Raw genomic sequence first — 15,905 nt, 5'->3', positions numbered from 1 at the left:
GTCGATGCCGAATTGCGCCAACGCCACCACGTCCATATACCCTTCCACCACCAGCAGCCGCTGCAGGTTAGGGTGGTTCTGCTGTGCTTCATACAGGCCGTACAGCTGGCGGCCCTTATGGAAAACTTCGGTTTCCGGCGAGTTCAGGTACTTCGGCATACCGTCGCCCAGGACGCGGCCGCCGAAGGCGATCACGCGCCCGCGCTTGTCGCGGATGGGGAACATCACCCGTTCGCGGAAACGGTCGTACGAACGCCCCTGATCGTTAGTCACCAGCATGCCGGCATCGTTCAATGCGCGGCGCGAGTCGGCGTCGCGGCCGAAACGCTTCAGGGCGTTGTCCCATCCCGCCGGCGCGAAGCCGATGGCGAAATGGCGAATAACGTCGTCACTCAATCCGCGCTGCTGCAAATAGCTGCGCGCCGGCGCCCCGGAGGACTGCTGCAGTGACTGTTGATAGAACGCGCTGAGCTGTTCCATCAGTTGGTACAGGCTCTGGCGCTGATGGCGCTCGATCTGGGTTGGCCCGGTGCCCGCTTCGTAAGGCACTTCCAGCCCGTGCATGGTCGCCAGTTCTTCGATGGTTTCGACAAACTCGAGTCGGTCGTAATTCATCAAAAAGTCGACGGCGTTGCCGTGCGCACCACACCCAAAACAGTGATAAAACTGCTTTTCGCCATTAACGGTAAAGGAAGGCGTCTTTTCGTGGTGGAACGGACAGCACGCGTGATAGTTCTTGCCTTGCTTCTTGAGCTTCACGCGGGCGTCGATCAAATCGACGATGTCGGTGCGAGCCAGCAAGTCATTGATAAATACGCGCGGAATTCGTCCAGCCATAAGCCCTTACTTCATTAGCCTATAAACGAGAACAAGCCGCGCATTCCTTTCGGAAAGCACGGCCTTCGTATGCAACTACTCGGTCTGCGCGATTTTGAAAATCAGAAATTCACGCGGTGGGGTTGCCCCCGAAGAATTAATACAGACGAGTGCGGCGTGCGTTTTCGCGAGCCAGTTTCTTCGCGTGACGTTTCACAGCAGAAGCTTTAGCGCGTTTACGTTCGGTAGTTGGTTTTTCATAAAACTCACGACGACGAACTTCAGCTAAAACACCCGCTTTTTCGCAAGAGCGTTTGAAACGACGCAGAGCAACGTCAAATGGCTCGTTTTCACGTACTTTAATTACCGGCATGTGCCTCTCACCTCAATAAAATTCGGTTTGCTGCTGGCCAAGCGCCAGCCTTTTCAAAATGGTGCGGAATTTTACTCCAATGGATGCTGCTTTGTAAAGCATCACAGCAAATTGAAACCCGCGTCGCTCTGCCGCAACGTGCGCAATTTTGCACCGGGCGCTGATTATAGACTAATCAGAAAAAAATGCTCGTGTTTAATCGCTCGGGCATTTTCTGGATGAATCATCGACATAGGCGCAAGCCGGTGACAAGATGCGCGGCGCCGGCGGTAAATGCGGCGGAATGTGGTAGACTGGCGGCCGCACGTGAATGATGGGAAATGTAATGCGAGTACTGGGTATAGAAACGTCCTGCGATGAAACCGGAATTGCAGTGTATGACGATCAAACCGGTTTGTTGGCCAACCAATTATACAGCCAGGTGAAGCTGCACGCCGACTACGGCGGCGTAGTGCCGGAACTGGCCTCCCGCGATCACGTGCGCAAAACCGTGCCGCTGATTCAGGCGGCGCTGAAAGAGGCTAACCTGACCCCGGCCGATATTGACGGCGTGGCTTATACCGCCGGGCCGGGCCTGGTGGGGGCGCTGCTGGTCGGCGCAACCGTGGGGCGTGCGCTGGCGTTCGCCTGGAACGTGCCGGCGGTGCCGGTGCACCATATGGAAGGCCACTTGCTGGCGCCGATGCTGGAAGACAACCCGCCGGCATTTCCGTTCGTCGCGCTGCTGGTCTCCGGCGGCCACACTCAGCTGATCAGCGTCACCGGCATCGGTGAATATGAACTGCTGGGCGAGTCGATCGACGATGCCGCCGGCGAAGCGTTCGACAAAACCGCCAAGCTGCTCGGCCTGGATTATCCCGGCGGGCCGATGCTGTCGAAGATGGCGCAGCAGGGCACTGCGGGGCGTTTTACCTTTCCGCGGCCGATGACCGATCGTCCGGGGTTGGACTTCAGTTTCTCCGGGCTGAAAACCTTTGCCGCCAACACCATCCGCTCTAACGGCAACGACGATCAGACGCGTGCCGACATCGCCCGCGCCTTCGAGGATGCGGTGGTGGATACGCTGGCGATAAAATGCAAACGCGCGTTGGAGCAGACCGGCTTCAAACGCCTGGTGATGGCCGGCGGCGTGAGCGCCAACCGCACGCTGCGCGCCAAACTGGCGGAGATGATGCACAAGCGCGGCGGGGAGGTGTTCTATGCCCGCCCGGAATTTTGCACCGACAACGGCGCGATGATCGCCTATGCCGGCATGGTGCGGCTGAAGAGCGGCGCCAACCCGGCGCTGAGCGTTTCCGTGCGGCCGCGTTGGCCGCTGGCGGAACTGCCTGCGGTATAAAGCAAAGGGCCGGATTATCCGGCCCTTCTGTTATTCTTCTCTCGGCTGGTCACCGTTATCCGCGTCGTTTTTCTTCTTGCGGAACTTGCCCCAGATCTTGCCTTCCTGGCCGCGCCACAGGCGCTGAATATTGTCGTGATGCCGCATCAGGATCAGGCAGGAGAGCATCGCTACCGGGAAGGTGAACTGCGGTTTGAACCACCAGACGTAGAACGGGGCGATCAACGCGCTGACGATGGCGCCAAGCGAAGAGTAGCCGCTGAGCAGCACCGTCAACAGCCAGGTGCCGGTCATAAGGCCGGTCAGATCCCAGCCGATAGGCGCGATGGCGCCAAACGCCGTCGCCACGCCTTTACCGCCGCGGAAGTGGAAGAACACCGGATAGATGTGCCCCAGGCAGGCGGCGATCGCCGTCAGGCCCAGATACAGCGGCGGCACATCGAGTTTGTAGGCCAGCCAGACCGGCAGCATCCCTTTCAGAATATCGAACACCAGCACCGCCGCCGCCGCCAGCCGGCCGCCGATGCGCAGGACGTTGGTCGCCCCGGGGTTTCCTGAGCCATGTTCACGCGGATCCGGCAGCCTGGCGATCCGGCAAACCAGGATCGCGCTGGAAATCGAGCCGCACAGATACGCGAAGATAATCATGCCAAGCGCGGTAGCACTCATAACGCGGTTCCGTTTAATAATGGTCGTTTTACTCGCAACATCTATGGATAATACGCACATTCCGCTGGAAGTGGTATCCGGCAAGGCCAAAAACAGAGAATGACGTGATGGATATCGTATTTATTGAAGAGCTTACCGTAATTACCACCATTGGCGTTTATGAGTGGGAACAGGGCATTCGTCAGAAGCTGGTGTTCGATATCGAAATGGGCTGGGATAACCGGCCGGCCGCCGCCAGCGACGATGTAAATGACTGTCTGAGCTATGCCGATGTCAGCGACGCCGTGATCCAGCATGTTGAGTCGAACCGCTTCGCGCTGGTGGAGCGCGTGGCGGAGGAAATATCCGAAATGTTGCTTCAGCGCTTCAATTCCCCGTGGGTCCGTATTAAGGTCAGCAAACCGGGCGCTGTAGCACATGCCAATCGGGTCGGCGTGATCATTGAGCGCGGCACTCGTCCCGCATGATTTTATGTCATCTGCTTGCAACGAAAGACCGTTAAACTGGTCTTAATCCTGAGAATTGTTTTAGCGGCATTGTCTTTTAAGCACTGCCGCTTTTTTATGTGATGGCCGTTATTTTATGGGGTGAGCGAAGCACATGGCTGACATGCATTCACTGTTTATTGCGTTTGTTCTTGGGGTTGTCGAAGGGTTAACCGAATTTCTGCCGGTGTCTTCCACCGGGCATATGATTATCGTTGGCGAGTGGCTGGGTTTTACCGGCGACAAAGCCAAAACCTTTGAAGTCATCATCCAATTGGGGTCGATCCTGGCCGTGGTGGTGATGTTCTGGCGCCGGTTGTTCGGCCTGATCGGCATCCATTTCGGCGGCAAGCCAGTGGAGCACGAGGGCAAAACCAGCGGCCAACTGAAGCTGGGGCATATCCTGCTGGCGATGATCCCGGCGGTGGTGCTGGGTCTGGTATTCCACGATGTGATTAAATCGCTGTTCGCGCCGAAAAACGTGATGTACGCGTTGGTCGTCGGCGGCCTGCTGTTGCTGGCGGCGGAATGGCTGAAGCCGAAGAAACCGAGAGCGGAAGGGCTGGATGACATCACCTACCGCCAGGCGTTCATGATTGGCTGCTTCCAGTGCCTGGCGCTGTGGCCGGGTTTCTCCCGTTCGGGTTCCACTATCGCCGGCGGTATGCTGGTGGGCGTAAACCGTTATGCGGCGTCCGAGTTCTCCTTCATCCTGGCGGTGCCGATGATGATTGGCGCCAGCGGTCTGGATCTGTACAAGAGCCTGCACTTCTTGACCTGGGGCGATCTGCCGATGTTCGCCGTCGGTTTCGTGACTGCCTTCGTGGTGGCGCTGATTGCGATCAAGACCTTCCTGTCGCTGATCAAACGCATCTCGTTCGTGCCGTTCGCCATCTACCGCTTTATCGTGGCGGCCGTGGTTTACATGGTATTCCTGTAAGCACGATGGCAAGTAAAAAAACCCCGCTCTGCGGGGTTTTTTTATGCCTGATCGTTGAGGATGGTTTGGTTGAGCTTCCAGTCGGCCAGCGCCTGCTGGCGACGGCGTTTGAGCTCATCGCGGATCGCGGTGCCCTGCAGCCCGCTGGCTACCACCTCTTTAATCGATACCGCGTTCGCCACCTGATACGCCTGGCGCAGATAGTCGCCCTGCGGATAAGGATTCTCCTCAAAGCCGGTGCGGCCGCGCGCGTCCGCTTCGCTGGTCAGGATCATCTGCTCCAGCCTTTGGGGCTTGCGCCAGACGTCGATGGCGTCGAACAGCTTCAGCAGGGTCTCCGGCCGCAGCTTGTTCACGGTGTGGATCAAATCATGGTACTCGGCCACCAGCTTGCTCAGATCGCGCACCGGGTTGGGCACCCGCAGCCGCTGGCACAGCGCCTCGACCAGCCGTACGCCCGCCGGGCCGTGGCCGTGGTGATGCGGCCAGAACGCTTTCGGCGTCAACCCTTTGCCAAGATCGTGGCACAGCGTAGCGAAGCGCACGTCCACCTCCGGCGTGAGGCGGGCGGCCATCGCCAGCGCCATCAGCGTGTGTACGCCGGTGTCGATCTCCGGGTGCCACTTGGCGGGAGCCGGCACGCCGAACAGCGCGTCGATTTCCGGGAACAGCACCGCCAGCGCATCGCAGTCGCGCAGCACCTGAAAATAGACCTGCGGGCTCTGGCTTTGCAGCGCTTTTTCAGTTTCTTTCCAGACGCGTTCGGCGGTCAGCGCGGCCAGTTCACCGCTGTGCGCCATCCGGCGCATCAGGGCCAGCGTTTCGTCGGCGATGCGAAAACCCAGAGGAGCGAAGCGAGCATTGAATCGCGCCACGCGCAGCACGCGCAGCGGATCTTCGCCGAACGCGTCGGAAACGTGGCGCAGCACGCGCGCCTGCAGATCGGCCACGCCGCCGTAAGGGTCAATCAGTTCCCCTTCGGTGGAACGGGCGATGGCGTTGATGGTCAGATCGCGCCGCAGTAGATCGTCTTCCAGCGTCACGTCCGGCGCGGCATAGCAGGTAAAACCGGTGTACCCCTGGCCGGATTTGCGCTCGGTGCGCGCCAGCGCATACTCCTCGTGGGTATCGGGATTGAGGAACACCGGAAAATCTTTGCCGACCTGCTGGTAGCCCAATGCCAGCAACTCCGCCGGCGTGGCGCCCACCACCACCCAATCATGATCGACCACCGGAATGTTGAGCAGGCTGTCGCGAACGGCGCCGCCGACCAGATAAATCTGCACTGTTGACTCCTGAATATCGTGTAAGGCCCTGTCTATCAGATTACATGAATTGGCCGCGGGATGTCGGCGCCAATGAAAAAGGCGCCCGCAGGCGCCCATACTCAAACTGAACGATACTGAAATCAGTTCATCCAGCGATTGTTGTTCTTGCGACGCGGGATCAGGTGCGGCAACAGCAGGCCCAACAGCAAACCGACGCCGGCAACGCCGCCGCCGTACATGAACCACTGCAGGATAATGGTGCGCTGCTTGTCGTCGAGCTGCAGGTTAACGGCGTTGACCTTCTTCTGCGCAACCACCAGCTGGTTTTTCAGATCCTGGTTTTCCTTCTGCAGGCTGCTGATGGTGCTGTCGCTGCCCGCGACTTTTTCCTGCATTTCCGAGGTACGCTGGTTCCAGGTGTTATCGATGTTGGCCAGTTTGTCGGTCAGGGTTTTCACCTGCTGTTCCAGCTCCGGCACGCGGGTGCGCAGGCTTGGCGTCTGGCTGAGCTGATCGAGCGGGATCCAGGTGGTGCGGCCTTTCGGATCGCGGATCTGGCCGTAATTGGTGCTGTCGTTGACGCTCAGCAGGGTCACTTCTTCACCGGCGTTCAGAGTGCCGACAATACGGTACTGATTACCTGGGCCGCTATGGACGTAAGTGCTTAACTCATCGGAGATATAGCGTTTATCTTCGGCATGTGCGGCCCAAGTGATGCTGAAGCTCAGCGCGGCAAGGAAAATCAGGCGTAATTTCTGCATTAGTTCATCGTTTCTGGGTGAATTTATGGAACGATAGTAGAGGGTTCAGTCTGACGACGCAACGCCAAAACCGGAATGAGAACTATCTTACTGTGGCTGATTCTGTGAGTTGCGCAGCGTTTTATAACGTAACAGGTTTTTTCTACAGTTAGCAGGGTTAAGGCGCCGGGAATCGCGGTAAGATAATGACAACTGTGCGTCAGTGGGCAGCATACGGCGGGCCGAGCGCGCCGCGCTGAAACCGACGCGAATGCGTAACTTATTGGTGTTAAAGAATTATGACCGTTGAAATTGAACTGAAATTCATCGCCGCGCCGCAAGCGGTGGCCGCTCTGCCACACTGGCTCGCCGCCTGGCCGCATCAGCATTCCGCGCCGCAAAAGCTGACCAACATTTACTTCGAAACGGCCGACAACTTCCTGCGCCGTCACGACATGGGGCTGCGCATTCGCGGTTTCGACGATCGCTTTGAGATGACCATCAAAACCGCCGGTAAAGTGGTGGGCGGCCTGCACCAGCGCCCGGAATACAATGTCGCTATCGCCGAGCCGCAGCTGGCGTTGGCGCAGTTCCCTGCCGACATCTGGCCTCAGGATTGCGATATCGCGGCGCTGCAGCAGGCATTGCAACCGCTGTTCCGTACTGATTTCGTGCGTGAGAAGTGGGTGGTTACTTACGGCCAAAGCGAGATAGAAATTGGCTTGGATCAGGGTGAGGTGCGCGCCGGTGATCTCAGCGAAGCCCTGAGTGAGATAGAACTGGAGTTGCTGAAAGGCAATACCGCCGATCTGCTGGCGTTGGCCGGTGAGCTGGCGGCGCACGACGGGCTGCGTCAGGGCAGCCTGAGCAAGGCAGCGCGCGGTTACCACCTGGCGCAGGGCAATCCGCCGCGTGAGGTGCGTCCGCTGCGGGTGCTGAAGCCGGCGGCGAAGGCGACCGTAGAGCAGGGGATGATCGCCGCCTTCGAACTGGCGCTCAGCCACTGGCAGTACCATGAAGAGCTGTGGCTGCGCGGCGACGCGCAGGCGCGCGCTTCGGTGATTGAGGCGGTCGGAACGATCCGCCAGGCGCTGGTGATCTTCGGCGGCCTGGTGCCGCGCAAGGCCAGCGCCGACCTGCGCGCCCGCCTGACCGAGCTCGAACCGCTGTTGGCGGACAAAACCGCGCAACCAGAGACCCTGTGCTACAGCGCGGTCTACCTGCAATGTAAGTTGGCGCTCACATCATGGCTGGTGAGCGGCGCCTGGCGACCGTTTATCGACGCCAAAGCGCAGGCCAAGCTGGATGGTTCTTTCAAACGCTTCAGCGACATCATGCTGGGGCGCAGCGGCGCGGAGCTGAAAGAGGCCTTCAGCCGTACGCTGAACGAAGATGAATATCAGGAACAATTGCCGCGCCTGACGCGTCAGATTTCGGCGCTGGTCCTGCTGTCGGGCGCTTATCCCGACGAGCAGACCGGGCCTTATATCGAGGCCTGGCGCGAGCTGCAGGCGGCGCTGAGCGAGCGCCGCCAGGGCTGGTATGAAGCCAGCCGCAAACAGGCCTTATCGCATGCGCCATTCTGGTTAAACGGCGCGCTTCGTTAATCCAGCCGGCCCGCCAGCCGTGGGCCGCAGAACGGGTCATACACTATGTCGCCACTTTCAGCCGCGTTACAGGCTCAGGCACAGCAGATTGTGCAGCGTTTTCAGGAAGTTCACGGCGCGGACTGCGCCTTCAGCGAGCAGGAACAGTGGGTGCTGGCGTCGAGCGATTTCGTCAGCGACGCGCTGCTCGCTCAGCCTGCCTGGCTGGCGACGCTGCGCGAACAGCCGCCGGCGCCCGGCGAGTGGCAACACTATGCCGCCTGGCTGCAGGACGAGCTGGAAGAGGTGCGCGACGAGGCGCAGCTGATGCGCACGCTGCGTCAGTTTCGCCGTGAAACGCTGGTGCGCATCGCCTGGGCGCAGGCTCAGGGGCTGTGTTCGACCGAAGAAACGCTGCTGCAGCTGAGCGGACTGGCGGAAACGCTGATCGTCAGCGCGCGCGACTGGCTGTACCAAACCTGCTGCCGCGAATGGGGCACGCCGTGCAACGCCGCCGGCGAGCCGCAGCCGCTGTTGATCCTCGGCATGGGCAAGTTGGGCGGCGGCGAGTTGAATTTCTCGTCGGATATCGATCTGATCTTCGCCTACCCGGAGAACGGCCAGACCCAGGGCGGACGGCGCGAGCTGGACAATGCCCAGTTCTTCACCCGCCTCGGCCAGCGGTTGATCAAGGCGCTGGATCAGCAAACCATCGACGGCTTCGTCTATCGCGTGGACATGCGGCTGCGGCCGTTCGGCGACAGCGGCCCGTTGGTGATGAGCTTCGCGGCGCTGGAAGATTATTATCAGGAGCAGGGGCGCGATTGGGAGCGCTATGCGATGGTGAAGGCGCGCCTGATGGGCGGGGCGGAAGACGCCTATAGCCAGGAGCTGCGCAAAACCCTGCGGCCGTTCGTGTTCCGCCGCTACATCGATTTCAGCGTCATCCAATCTTTGCGCAACATGAAGGGCATGATCGCCCGTGAAGTGCGGCGGCGCGGTCTGAAGGACAACATCAAGCTGGGCGCCGGCGGCATTCGAGAAATCGAATTCATCACTCAGGTATTCCAGCTGATCCGCGGCGGCCGTGAACCGGCGCTGCAAGGGCGTTCGCTGCTGCCGACGCTGCAGGCGGTGGGTGAGCTGGGGCTGTTGGAGGCCGAGCAGGTGCGGGCGCTGAGCGCCGCCTACCTGTTCCTGCGGCGACTGGAGAACCTGTTGCAGGCGATCGGCGATCAGCAAACCCAGACGCTGCCGCAGGAGGCGCTCGATCAGGCGCGGTTGGCCTACGGCATGGGATTGGCGGATTGGCCGGCGCTGATGGCGGCGCTGGACGCGCACATGCAGGCGGTGCGCGCGGTGTTCGACGACCTGATCGGCGACGATAGCCCGGATGTCGGTGAAGATCCCGACTACCAGCACTACCACAGCCTGTGGCAGGACGCGCTGGAGGAGAACGAGCTGGCGCCGCTGACGCCGCACCTCGACGAAGAGGCGCGTCGACAGATGCTGCGCACCATCGCCGATTTCCGCCACGACGTCGACAAACGCACCATCGGCCCGCGCGGCCGCGACGTGCTCGATCAGCTGATGCCGCGCCTGCTGGCGGAGGTGTGCCCGCGCCAGGACGCGCCGACCGCGCTGGTGCGGCTGGCGCAGCTGCTGCTCAGCATCGTCACCCGCACCACCTACCTCGAGCTGCTGGTGGAGTATCACGCGGCGCTCAGCCATCTGATCCGCCTGTGCGCCGCGTCGCCGATGGTCGCCAACCAGCTGTCGCGTTACCCGCTGCTGCTGGACGAACTGCTGGATCCGGCCACGCTGTATCAGCCGGTGGCGCTGGACGCCTACCGCAGCGAGCTGCGGCAATATCTGCTGCGGGTGCCGGAAGACGACGAAGAGCAAAAGCTGGAGGCGCTGCGTCAGTTCAAACAGGCGCAGCAGCTGCGCATCGCCGCTGCGGATATCGCCGGCGCGCTGCCGGTGATGAAAGTGAGCGATCACCTGACTTATCTGGCGGAGGCGATCATCGACGCGGTGGTGCAACAGGCCTGGAGCGACATGGTGGCGCGCTACGGCCAGCCCACCCATTTGCAGGAGCGTGAGGGGCGCGGCTTTGCGGTGATCGGCTACGGCAAACTGGGCGGTTGGGAGCTGGGTTACAGTTCCGACCTCGATCTGGTGTTCCTGCTGGATTGTCCGCCGGAGGTGATGACCGACGGCCATCGCTGCATCGACGGCCGCCAGTTCTACCTGCGGCTGGCGCAGCGGGTGATGCATCTGTTCAGCACCCGCACCTCTTCCGGCATTCTGTATGAGGTGGACGCGCGCCTGCGGCCTTCCGGCGCCGCGGGGATGCTGGTCAGCACCGTCGAGGCGTTCGCCGACTACCAGCAAAATGAAGCCTGGACCTGGGAACATCAGGCCCTGGTGCGCGCGCGCATCGTGCATGGCGACCCGGCGCTGCATCAGCAGTTCGACGCGATCCGGCGCGAGATCCTGTGCAAAACGCGCGATCCGGAGACCCTGAAGCGCGAAGTGCGCGAGATGCGCGAAAAGATGCGCAACCATCTCGGCAACAAGCAGCGCGATCTGTTTGATATCAAAGCTGATGAGGGCGGCATTACCGACATCGAATTTATCGCCCAATATCTGGTCTTACGCTATGCGCCGGGTGAACCGCGCCTGACGCGTTGGTCGGACAACGTGCGCATCTTCGAGCTGATGGCCAATTACGACATCATGCCGGAAGAGGAGGCGCGCGCGCTGACCCAGGCTTATGTCACCATGCGCGACGAGATCCACCACCTGGCGCTGCAGGAGCATTCCGGCAAGGTCGACAGCGAGCTGTTTGCCGCCGAGCGCGAGCAGGTGCGCGCCAGCTGGGCCAAATGGCTGGATTGATACCTTTTTGCGGGTATTCCGGCGGTCTGTGGTAATATCTGCGCCACTAAAATTTTGTTCTTTTTTGGAGTTATCGGATGAAAGTTACGCTGCCTGATTTTCGCCGCGCCGGTGTGCTGGTGGTCGGTGACGTCATGTTGGATCGCTATTGGTATGGGCCGACCAGCCGCATTTCACCGGAAGCCCCGGTGCCGGTGGTCAAGGTCGATACCATCGAAGAGCGTCCCGGCGGCGCGGCTAACGTGGCGATGAATATCGCTTCGCTGGGCGCTACTTCCCGCCTGGTGGGTCTGACCGGCATCGACGATGCGGCGCGGGCGCTGAGCGCCAAACTGAATGAAGTCAACGTGCGCTGCGACTTCGTCTCGGTGCCGACCCATCCGACCATCACCAAGCTGCGCGTGCTGTCGCGCAACCAGCAGCTGATCCGTCTCGACTTCGAAGAAGGCTTCTCCAACGTCGATCCGCAGCCGATGCTGGAGCGCATTCAGCAGGCGTTGCCGCAGATCGGCGCGCTGGTGCTGTCCGATTACGCCAAAGGGGCGCTCAGCCAGGTGCAGGGCATGATCCAGCTGGCGCGCGCCGCCAAGGTGCCGGTGCTGATCGATCCGAAAGGCTCTGATTTCGAGCGCTATCGCGGCGCGACGCTGCTGACGCCGAACCTGTCCGAGTTCGAAGCGGTGGTGGGCCACTGTAAGGATGAGGCGGAACTGGTGGAACGCGGCATGAAGCTGGTGGCGGATTTCGAGCTGTCGGCGCTGCTGGTTACCCGCTCCGAACACGGCATGACGCTGCTGCAGCCTGGCGTTGAGCCGCTGCACTTGCCGACTCAGGCGCAGGAAGTGTTTGATGTGACCGGCGCCGGCGACACCGTGATCGGCGTATTGGCTGCCTCGCTGGCCGCCGGCAACTCGCTGGAAGAGTCCTGCTTCCTTGCTAACGCCGCCGCCGGCGTGGTGGTGGGCAAGCTCGGTACGTCTACCGTGTCGCCCATCGAGCTGGAAAACGCGGTGCGCGGCCGCGCCGAAACCGGCTTTGGCGTGATGACCGAAGCGCAGTTGAAAAATGCCGTGGCGCAGGCGCGTCAGCGCGGCGAGAAAGTGGTGATGACCAACGGCATCTTCGACATTCTGCATGCCGGCCACGTCTCTTATCTGGCCAACGCCCGCAAGCTGGGCGATCGCCTGATCGTGGCGGTGAACAGCGACGCCTCGACCAAACGCCTGAAAGGGGAAAAACGCCCGGTCAACGCGCTGGAGAACCGCATGATCGTGCTGGGCGCGCTGGAAGCGGTGGATTGGGTGGTGCCGTTCGAAGAGGACACGCCGCAGCGCTTGATCGCCGACATCTTGCCGGATCTGCTGGTGAAAGGCGGCGATTACAAGCCGGAAGAGATTGCCGGCAGTGCGGAAGTGTGGGCCAACGGCGGCGATGTCAAAGTGTTGAACTTTGAAGACGGCCTGTCGACCACCAACATCATCAAAGCGATCAAAGACGGGCGCGGCTAACGCCGGGCGACGTAAAGTACAAGGGCGCGCGGTGCGCGCCCTTGGCGGGAATTATTCGTCTTCCTGCTTGGCGGCCGGCGCCGCACTCAGCTTGCTTTCCAGCTCGGCCATGCGCTGCTCCAACAGCGCCAGCTTCTCGCGGGTGCGCAACAGCACCTGAGTCTGCACGTCGAACTCTTCGCGGTTAACCAAATCCAGACGGGTCAGCTGCGACTGCAGCACCTGACGGATTTTTTTCTCAACGTCTTCCCCGAATTCACGAACGCCTTTAGGCATGGACTCATGAACCTGGCGTGCGATTTGTTCGATTTTTTTCGGGTCAATCATGGCGTATCCCTTTCAGAGTTTAATAGCTGCCGCTTAGTGTAATGCGAGTTGCCCGTCGGATAAACCATTAAGCGCATTCGCCGTACGTGGCCGAATTGTGCTTTTGCCAATTGCCCTGCCTACCCATTAGCGTTATAGTCATCTTGCTTATTCTCAGGGCGGGGTGAAAGTCCCCACCGGCGGTAAATCACCTTCTACGGTGAAAGCCCGCGAGCGCTCAGCCAGCCTGTAAAGGCCGGTTAGAGGTCAGCAGATCCGGTGTAATTCCGGGGCCGACGGTTATAGTCCGGATGGGAGAGAGTAACGGTATCTGCCGGGCATGCGCCCGCTTGCGTTATTTTTTTAGCTATTGCTAGCTACTCCTCAAGATCGCCCTGGTTCTGGTAATCCATAATTTTTAATGAGGTTTTTTACCATGAATCAGACGCTACTTTCAGACTTCGGCACGCCAACAGAACGCGTTGAACGCGCGATCGACGCACTGCGCAACGGGCGCGGCGTAATGGTGCTCGATGATGAAAACCGTGAAAACGAAGGTGACATGATCTTCGCCGCGGAAACCATGACCGTTGAGCAGATGGCGCTGACCATTCGCCACGGCAGCGGTATCGTGTGCCTGTGCATCACCGAAGAACGCCGTCAGCAGCTTGAGCTGCCGATGATGGTGACCAACAACTCCAGCCAGTTCCAGACCGCCTTCACCGTGACCATCGAAGCGGCGCAGGGCGTGACCACCGGGGTTTCCGCTTCCGATCGCCTGACCACCATCCGTGCGGCGGTGGCAGACAGCGCCAAGCCGAGCGACCTGAACCGCCCGGGCCACGTGTTCCCGCTGCGCGCGCAGCCGGGCGGTGTGTTGAGCCGTCGCGGCCACACCGAAGCGACCATCGATCTGGTTTCCATGGCCGGTTTCAAACCAGCCGGCGTGCTGTGTGAACTGACCAACGACGATGGCAGCATGGCGCACGCGCCGGAAGTGATCACCTTCGCCAAACAGCACGACATGGTGGTGCTGACCATCGAAGATCTGGTGGCCTACCGCCAGGCGCACGAGAAAAAAGCCAGCTGATAGCCGGCCGCTTTCAACGATAAAAAAGCCGCGTAAAGCGGCTTTTTTTGTGGCTAGCGTTTTGACAGGCGTTCGCCGATGCGGCTGGCGTAATTCATCACGTGGAAGGTGTAGTTCTCCTCCACCGTGCCCTGGAACAGGTGCGCCCAGGGGCCGATGGCGTAGATGCCGAGATCTTCCCCGCCGTGCGTCTCGCTGTTCAGCGGCACCAGCGCCGGCTGAATAAAGTCGGGCGCGGTGGTTTGCTCCATGGTCAATGCCGGGCGCTCGGTCAGCGGGATCGCGCCGCCGGGGCCATTGGCGAAACCGAGGGTGGTGTAGGGCTTGCCGTCGCTGCCCAGCCGAGGTTTGCCGTCGACGCCGACGGAAATGCCGAGGATAGGATTGCCGCGCTTGGCATAGCCGGCGATGGTCAGCGTGTGGCTGTGATCGCCGGTCACGATCACCAGCGTGTCGTCCAGATCGACCTTATCGACGATGGTTTTCACCGCTTCGTTCAGGGCGACCGCGTCGCTCAACGTGCGGTAGGCGTTGCCGTTATGGCTGCCGTGATCGACGCGCCCACCCTCCACCAACAGCAGATAACCCTCAGGATTCCTGGACAGAATATCGATGGCCTTGCCGGCCATTTCCGCCAGTGAGGGTTCTCCCGCCGCGTCTTGTCGCCGGTCGTGCTCGAAGTTCATGTGCGACGGCTCGAACAGAGCCAGCAGATGGTCGACGTTGCCCGGTTCGATTTTGTTGAACTGCGCCTGATTCCAGACGTATTGCCCGCGCTCGCCGTAGCGTTGCAGCCAGGCCTGCGTCAGGTCGCGGCCGTCCTTTCTGGCACCTTTCTTGCCGGGGTATTCCGGATCGCTCACGCTGTCGGGCAGGAAGTTGGCGCGCCCGCCGCCCATCGCTACGTTCAGGCCGTTGCCGTACTTCATTTCCACCAACTGGCGCGCGATGTCGCGGCAGCCTGCGGCCAGGGCATTTGCCGGCATTTTGGCGTCAGACTCCCAGTCGCGATTGGCGATATGGGCATAGGTGGCGCCCGGCGTGGCGTGGGTAATGGTGGCGGTCGTCACGGCGCCGGTGGACATGCCGAGCGTTGCGGCCATCTCCCACAGCGTGGTGACGGCCTTGGTTTGCTGATCCTCGCAGTTGTTGAGGGTAGCCGTATGATCGAGACCCATCAGATCGTTGATGGTTTTGACGCCGGTGGTCATCGCCACCGCGCTGGGCGCAGAGTCGGTGATTTGGGCGTCGGCGGAGTAGGTTTTGGCCGCCGCCAGATAGGGGAAGGCCTCCCAGGCCAACACGTTGGATTCGCCGTCCACACCGCGCTGCTGCCCTTCAAAAATGCGGGCGGCGGTCACGGTGGAAAACCCCATGCCGTCACCGACGACCAGAATGACGTTTTTGGCGCGGTTGGTGTTTGGGGTTTGTTTCAGTCGCTGTTGCAGCTGAGCTTGCGCCTGAAGGAAGTAAGGATCTTCGCGCTGCGTCAGCTGCGCGTTGTCCGCCGCGCCGGTGGTTGCCGTCCAGCCGGCGAGTAAGAACATGGAAAGCGCCAGGCGGGTTGCCAGTGTGAGTCTGAACATGAATTCCTCCTTGGTGAGACGTAATTCCCATCGCGCGACGGCGTTGCCTGCTCCCGTCGGCAGAGGAGGAGTGTATAGATTTTGTTAACAAAAAATACATAAATTGTTCACAAATTGGATCTGTGTGGCAGTAATGTCATGGCATTCACTGAACTTATTATTTTATTGAAATATATGATTTTTTTATCTTTCTGTTGACCGGCGTATTTCTCTGCTTTTAATTCAAATTTATTGAATATCTTCATCACGGTTATCCGGCTGTGTTGCTGCGGCAAAGCGCGTAATGTAGCGGCAT

15 protein-coding genes and 1 riboswitch are annotated in these 15,905 nt (G+C 60.4%); of the genes, 7 read left to right on the top strand and 8 right to left on the bottom strand.

From position 1 onward, the window contains the following. Both dnaG and rpsU read right to left on the bottom strand, forming a co-directional pair. Positions 1-837 (bottom strand): DNA primase (dnaG, locus tag ADK28_RS06960; RefSeq protein WP_048795265.1); only part of this gene is annotated, 837 nt, incomplete at its 3' end. 136 nt (positions 838-973) lie between these two features. Next, a complete protein-coding gene (gene rpsU, locus ADK28_RS29865) occupies positions 974-1,189 on the bottom strand; it encodes a 30S ribosomal protein S21 (RefSeq protein WP_001144069.1) in 216 nt (71 codons plus the stop codon). Positions 1,190-1,514: 325 nt separating this feature from the next. Between rpsU and tsaD the strand changes: the two genes are divergently transcribed. Continuing rightward, complete coding sequence (tsaD, locus tag ADK28_RS06955; RefSeq protein ID WP_028127590.1) at positions 1,515-2,528, top strand: tRNA (adenosine(37)-N6)-threonylcarbamoyltransferase complex transferase subunit TsaD; 1,014 nt, start codon at positions 1,515-1,517, stop codon at positions 2,526-2,528. Between the two features lie 30 nt (positions 2,529-2,558). Here tsaD and plsY read toward each other — a convergent pair whose 3' ends face one another. Then, positions 2,559-3,197: a glycerol-3-phosphate 1-O-acyltransferase PlsY gene (gene plsY, locus ADK28_RS06950; RefSeq protein WP_004937201.1), complete on the bottom strand. Its 639-nt coding sequence runs from the start codon at positions 3,195-3,197 to the stop codon at positions 2,559-2,561. A 107-nt stretch (positions 3,198-3,304) separates the two neighbouring features. Between plsY and folB the strand changes: the two genes are divergently transcribed. Together folB and bacA are read left to right on the top strand one after the other, a co-directional pair. Then, a complete protein-coding gene (folB, locus tag ADK28_RS06945) occupies positions 3,305-3,664 on the top strand; it encodes a bifunctional dihydroneopterin aldolase/7,8-dihydroneopterin epimerase (RefSeq protein ID WP_033639356.1) in 360 nt (119 codons plus the stop codon). Between the two features lie 133 nt (positions 3,665-3,797). Further along, positions 3,798-4,622, top strand: a complete 825-nt coding sequence (gene bacA, locus ADK28_RS06940; protein ID WP_033639357.1) for an undecaprenyl-diphosphate phosphatase — start codon at positions 3,798-3,800, stop codon at positions 4,620-4,622. Positions 4,623-4,663: 41 nt separating this feature from the next. On the opposite strand, the gene ADK28_RS06935 is transcribed toward bacA, so the two are convergent. Both ADK28_RS06935 and ADK28_RS06930 read right to left on the bottom strand, forming a co-directional pair. Continuing rightward, positions 4,664-5,908 (bottom strand): multifunctional CCA addition/repair protein, encoded by a 1,245-nt coding sequence (locus ADK28_RS06935; protein WP_048795264.1) that lies wholly within the window; start codon positions 5,906-5,908, stop codon positions 4,664-4,666. Positions 5,909-6,030: 122 nt separating this feature from the next. Further along, the gene (locus tag ADK28_RS06930; RefSeq protein ID WP_016930153.1) at positions 6,031-6,651 is read right to left on the bottom strand and encodes a TIGR04211 family SH3 domain-containing protein; all 621 of its coding nucleotides are present in this window, start codon (positions 6,649-6,651) and stop codon (positions 6,031-6,033) included. A gap of 278 nt (positions 6,652-6,929) precedes the next feature. On the opposite strand from ADK28_RS06930, the gene ADK28_RS06925 reads away from it, so the two are divergent. From ADK28_RS06925 to hldE, 3 genes are all read left to right on the top strand, one after another. Continuing rightward, the gene (locus tag ADK28_RS06925; protein WP_033639359.1) at positions 6,930-8,237 is read left to right on the top strand and encodes an inorganic triphosphatase; all 1,308 of its coding nucleotides are present in this window, start codon (positions 6,930-6,932) and stop codon (positions 8,235-8,237) included. Between the two features lie 45 nt (positions 8,238-8,282). Further along, a complete protein-coding gene (glnE, locus tag ADK28_RS06920) occupies positions 8,283-11,120 on the top strand; it encodes a bifunctional [glutamate--ammonia ligase]-adenylyl-L-tyrosine phosphorylase/[glutamate--ammonia-ligase] adenylyltransferase (RefSeq protein ID WP_048795263.1) in 2,838 nt (945 codons plus the stop codon). A gap of 77 nt (positions 11,121-11,197) precedes the next feature. Further along, positions 11,198-12,628 carry a bifunctional D-glycero-beta-D-manno-heptose-7-phosphate kinase/D-glycero-beta-D-manno-heptose 1-phosphate adenylyltransferase HldE gene (gene hldE / locus ADK28_RS06915; RefSeq protein ID WP_004937214.1) on the top strand — a complete coding sequence of 477 codons (1,431 nt, stop codon included), beginning with the start codon at positions 11,198-11,200 and terminating at the stop codon, positions 12,626-12,628. A gap of 51 nt (positions 12,629-12,679) precedes the next feature. Here the strand turns inward: hldE and ubiK are convergent, their stop codons facing one another. Then, complete coding sequence (gene ubiK / locus ADK28_RS06910; RefSeq protein ID WP_004937216.1) at positions 12,680-12,955, bottom strand: ubiquinone biosynthesis accessory factor UbiK; 276 nt, start codon at positions 12,953-12,955, stop codon at positions 12,680-12,682. 145 nt (positions 12,956-13,100) lie between these two features. Continuing rightward, positions 13,101-13,261, top strand: a riboswitch (FMN riboswitch). 109 nt (positions 13,262-13,370) lie between these two features. Between ubiK and ribB the strand changes: the two genes are divergently transcribed. Then, positions 13,371-14,024, top strand: a complete 654-nt coding sequence (gene ribB / locus ADK28_RS06905; RefSeq protein WP_004937218.1) for a 3,4-dihydroxy-2-butanone-4-phosphate synthase — start codon at positions 13,371-13,373, stop codon at positions 14,022-14,024. Positions 14,025-14,077: 53 nt separating this feature from the next. Here ribB and ADK28_RS06900 read toward each other — a convergent pair whose 3' ends face one another. After that, complete coding sequence (locus tag ADK28_RS06900; protein ID WP_033639361.1) at positions 14,078-15,610, bottom strand: alkaline phosphatase; 1,533 nt, start codon at positions 15,608-15,610, stop codon at positions 14,078-14,080. 107 nt (positions 15,611-15,717) lie between these two features. Next, the coding region (locus tag ADK28_RS32700; RefSeq protein WP_048795262.1) for a hypothetical protein at positions 15,718-15,905 on the bottom strand (188 nt) is incomplete at its 5' end.

It is taken from the genome of Serratia sp. 506_PEND, from assembly GCF_001076875.1.
Classification (GTDB): domain Bacteria; phylum Pseudomonadota; class Gammaproteobacteria; order Enterobacterales; family Enterobacteriaceae; genus Serratia; species Serratia marcescens.
The sequence above is the reverse complement of the archived record's forward strand: the minus strand, read 5'-3'. Positions and strand labels throughout refer to the sequence as shown.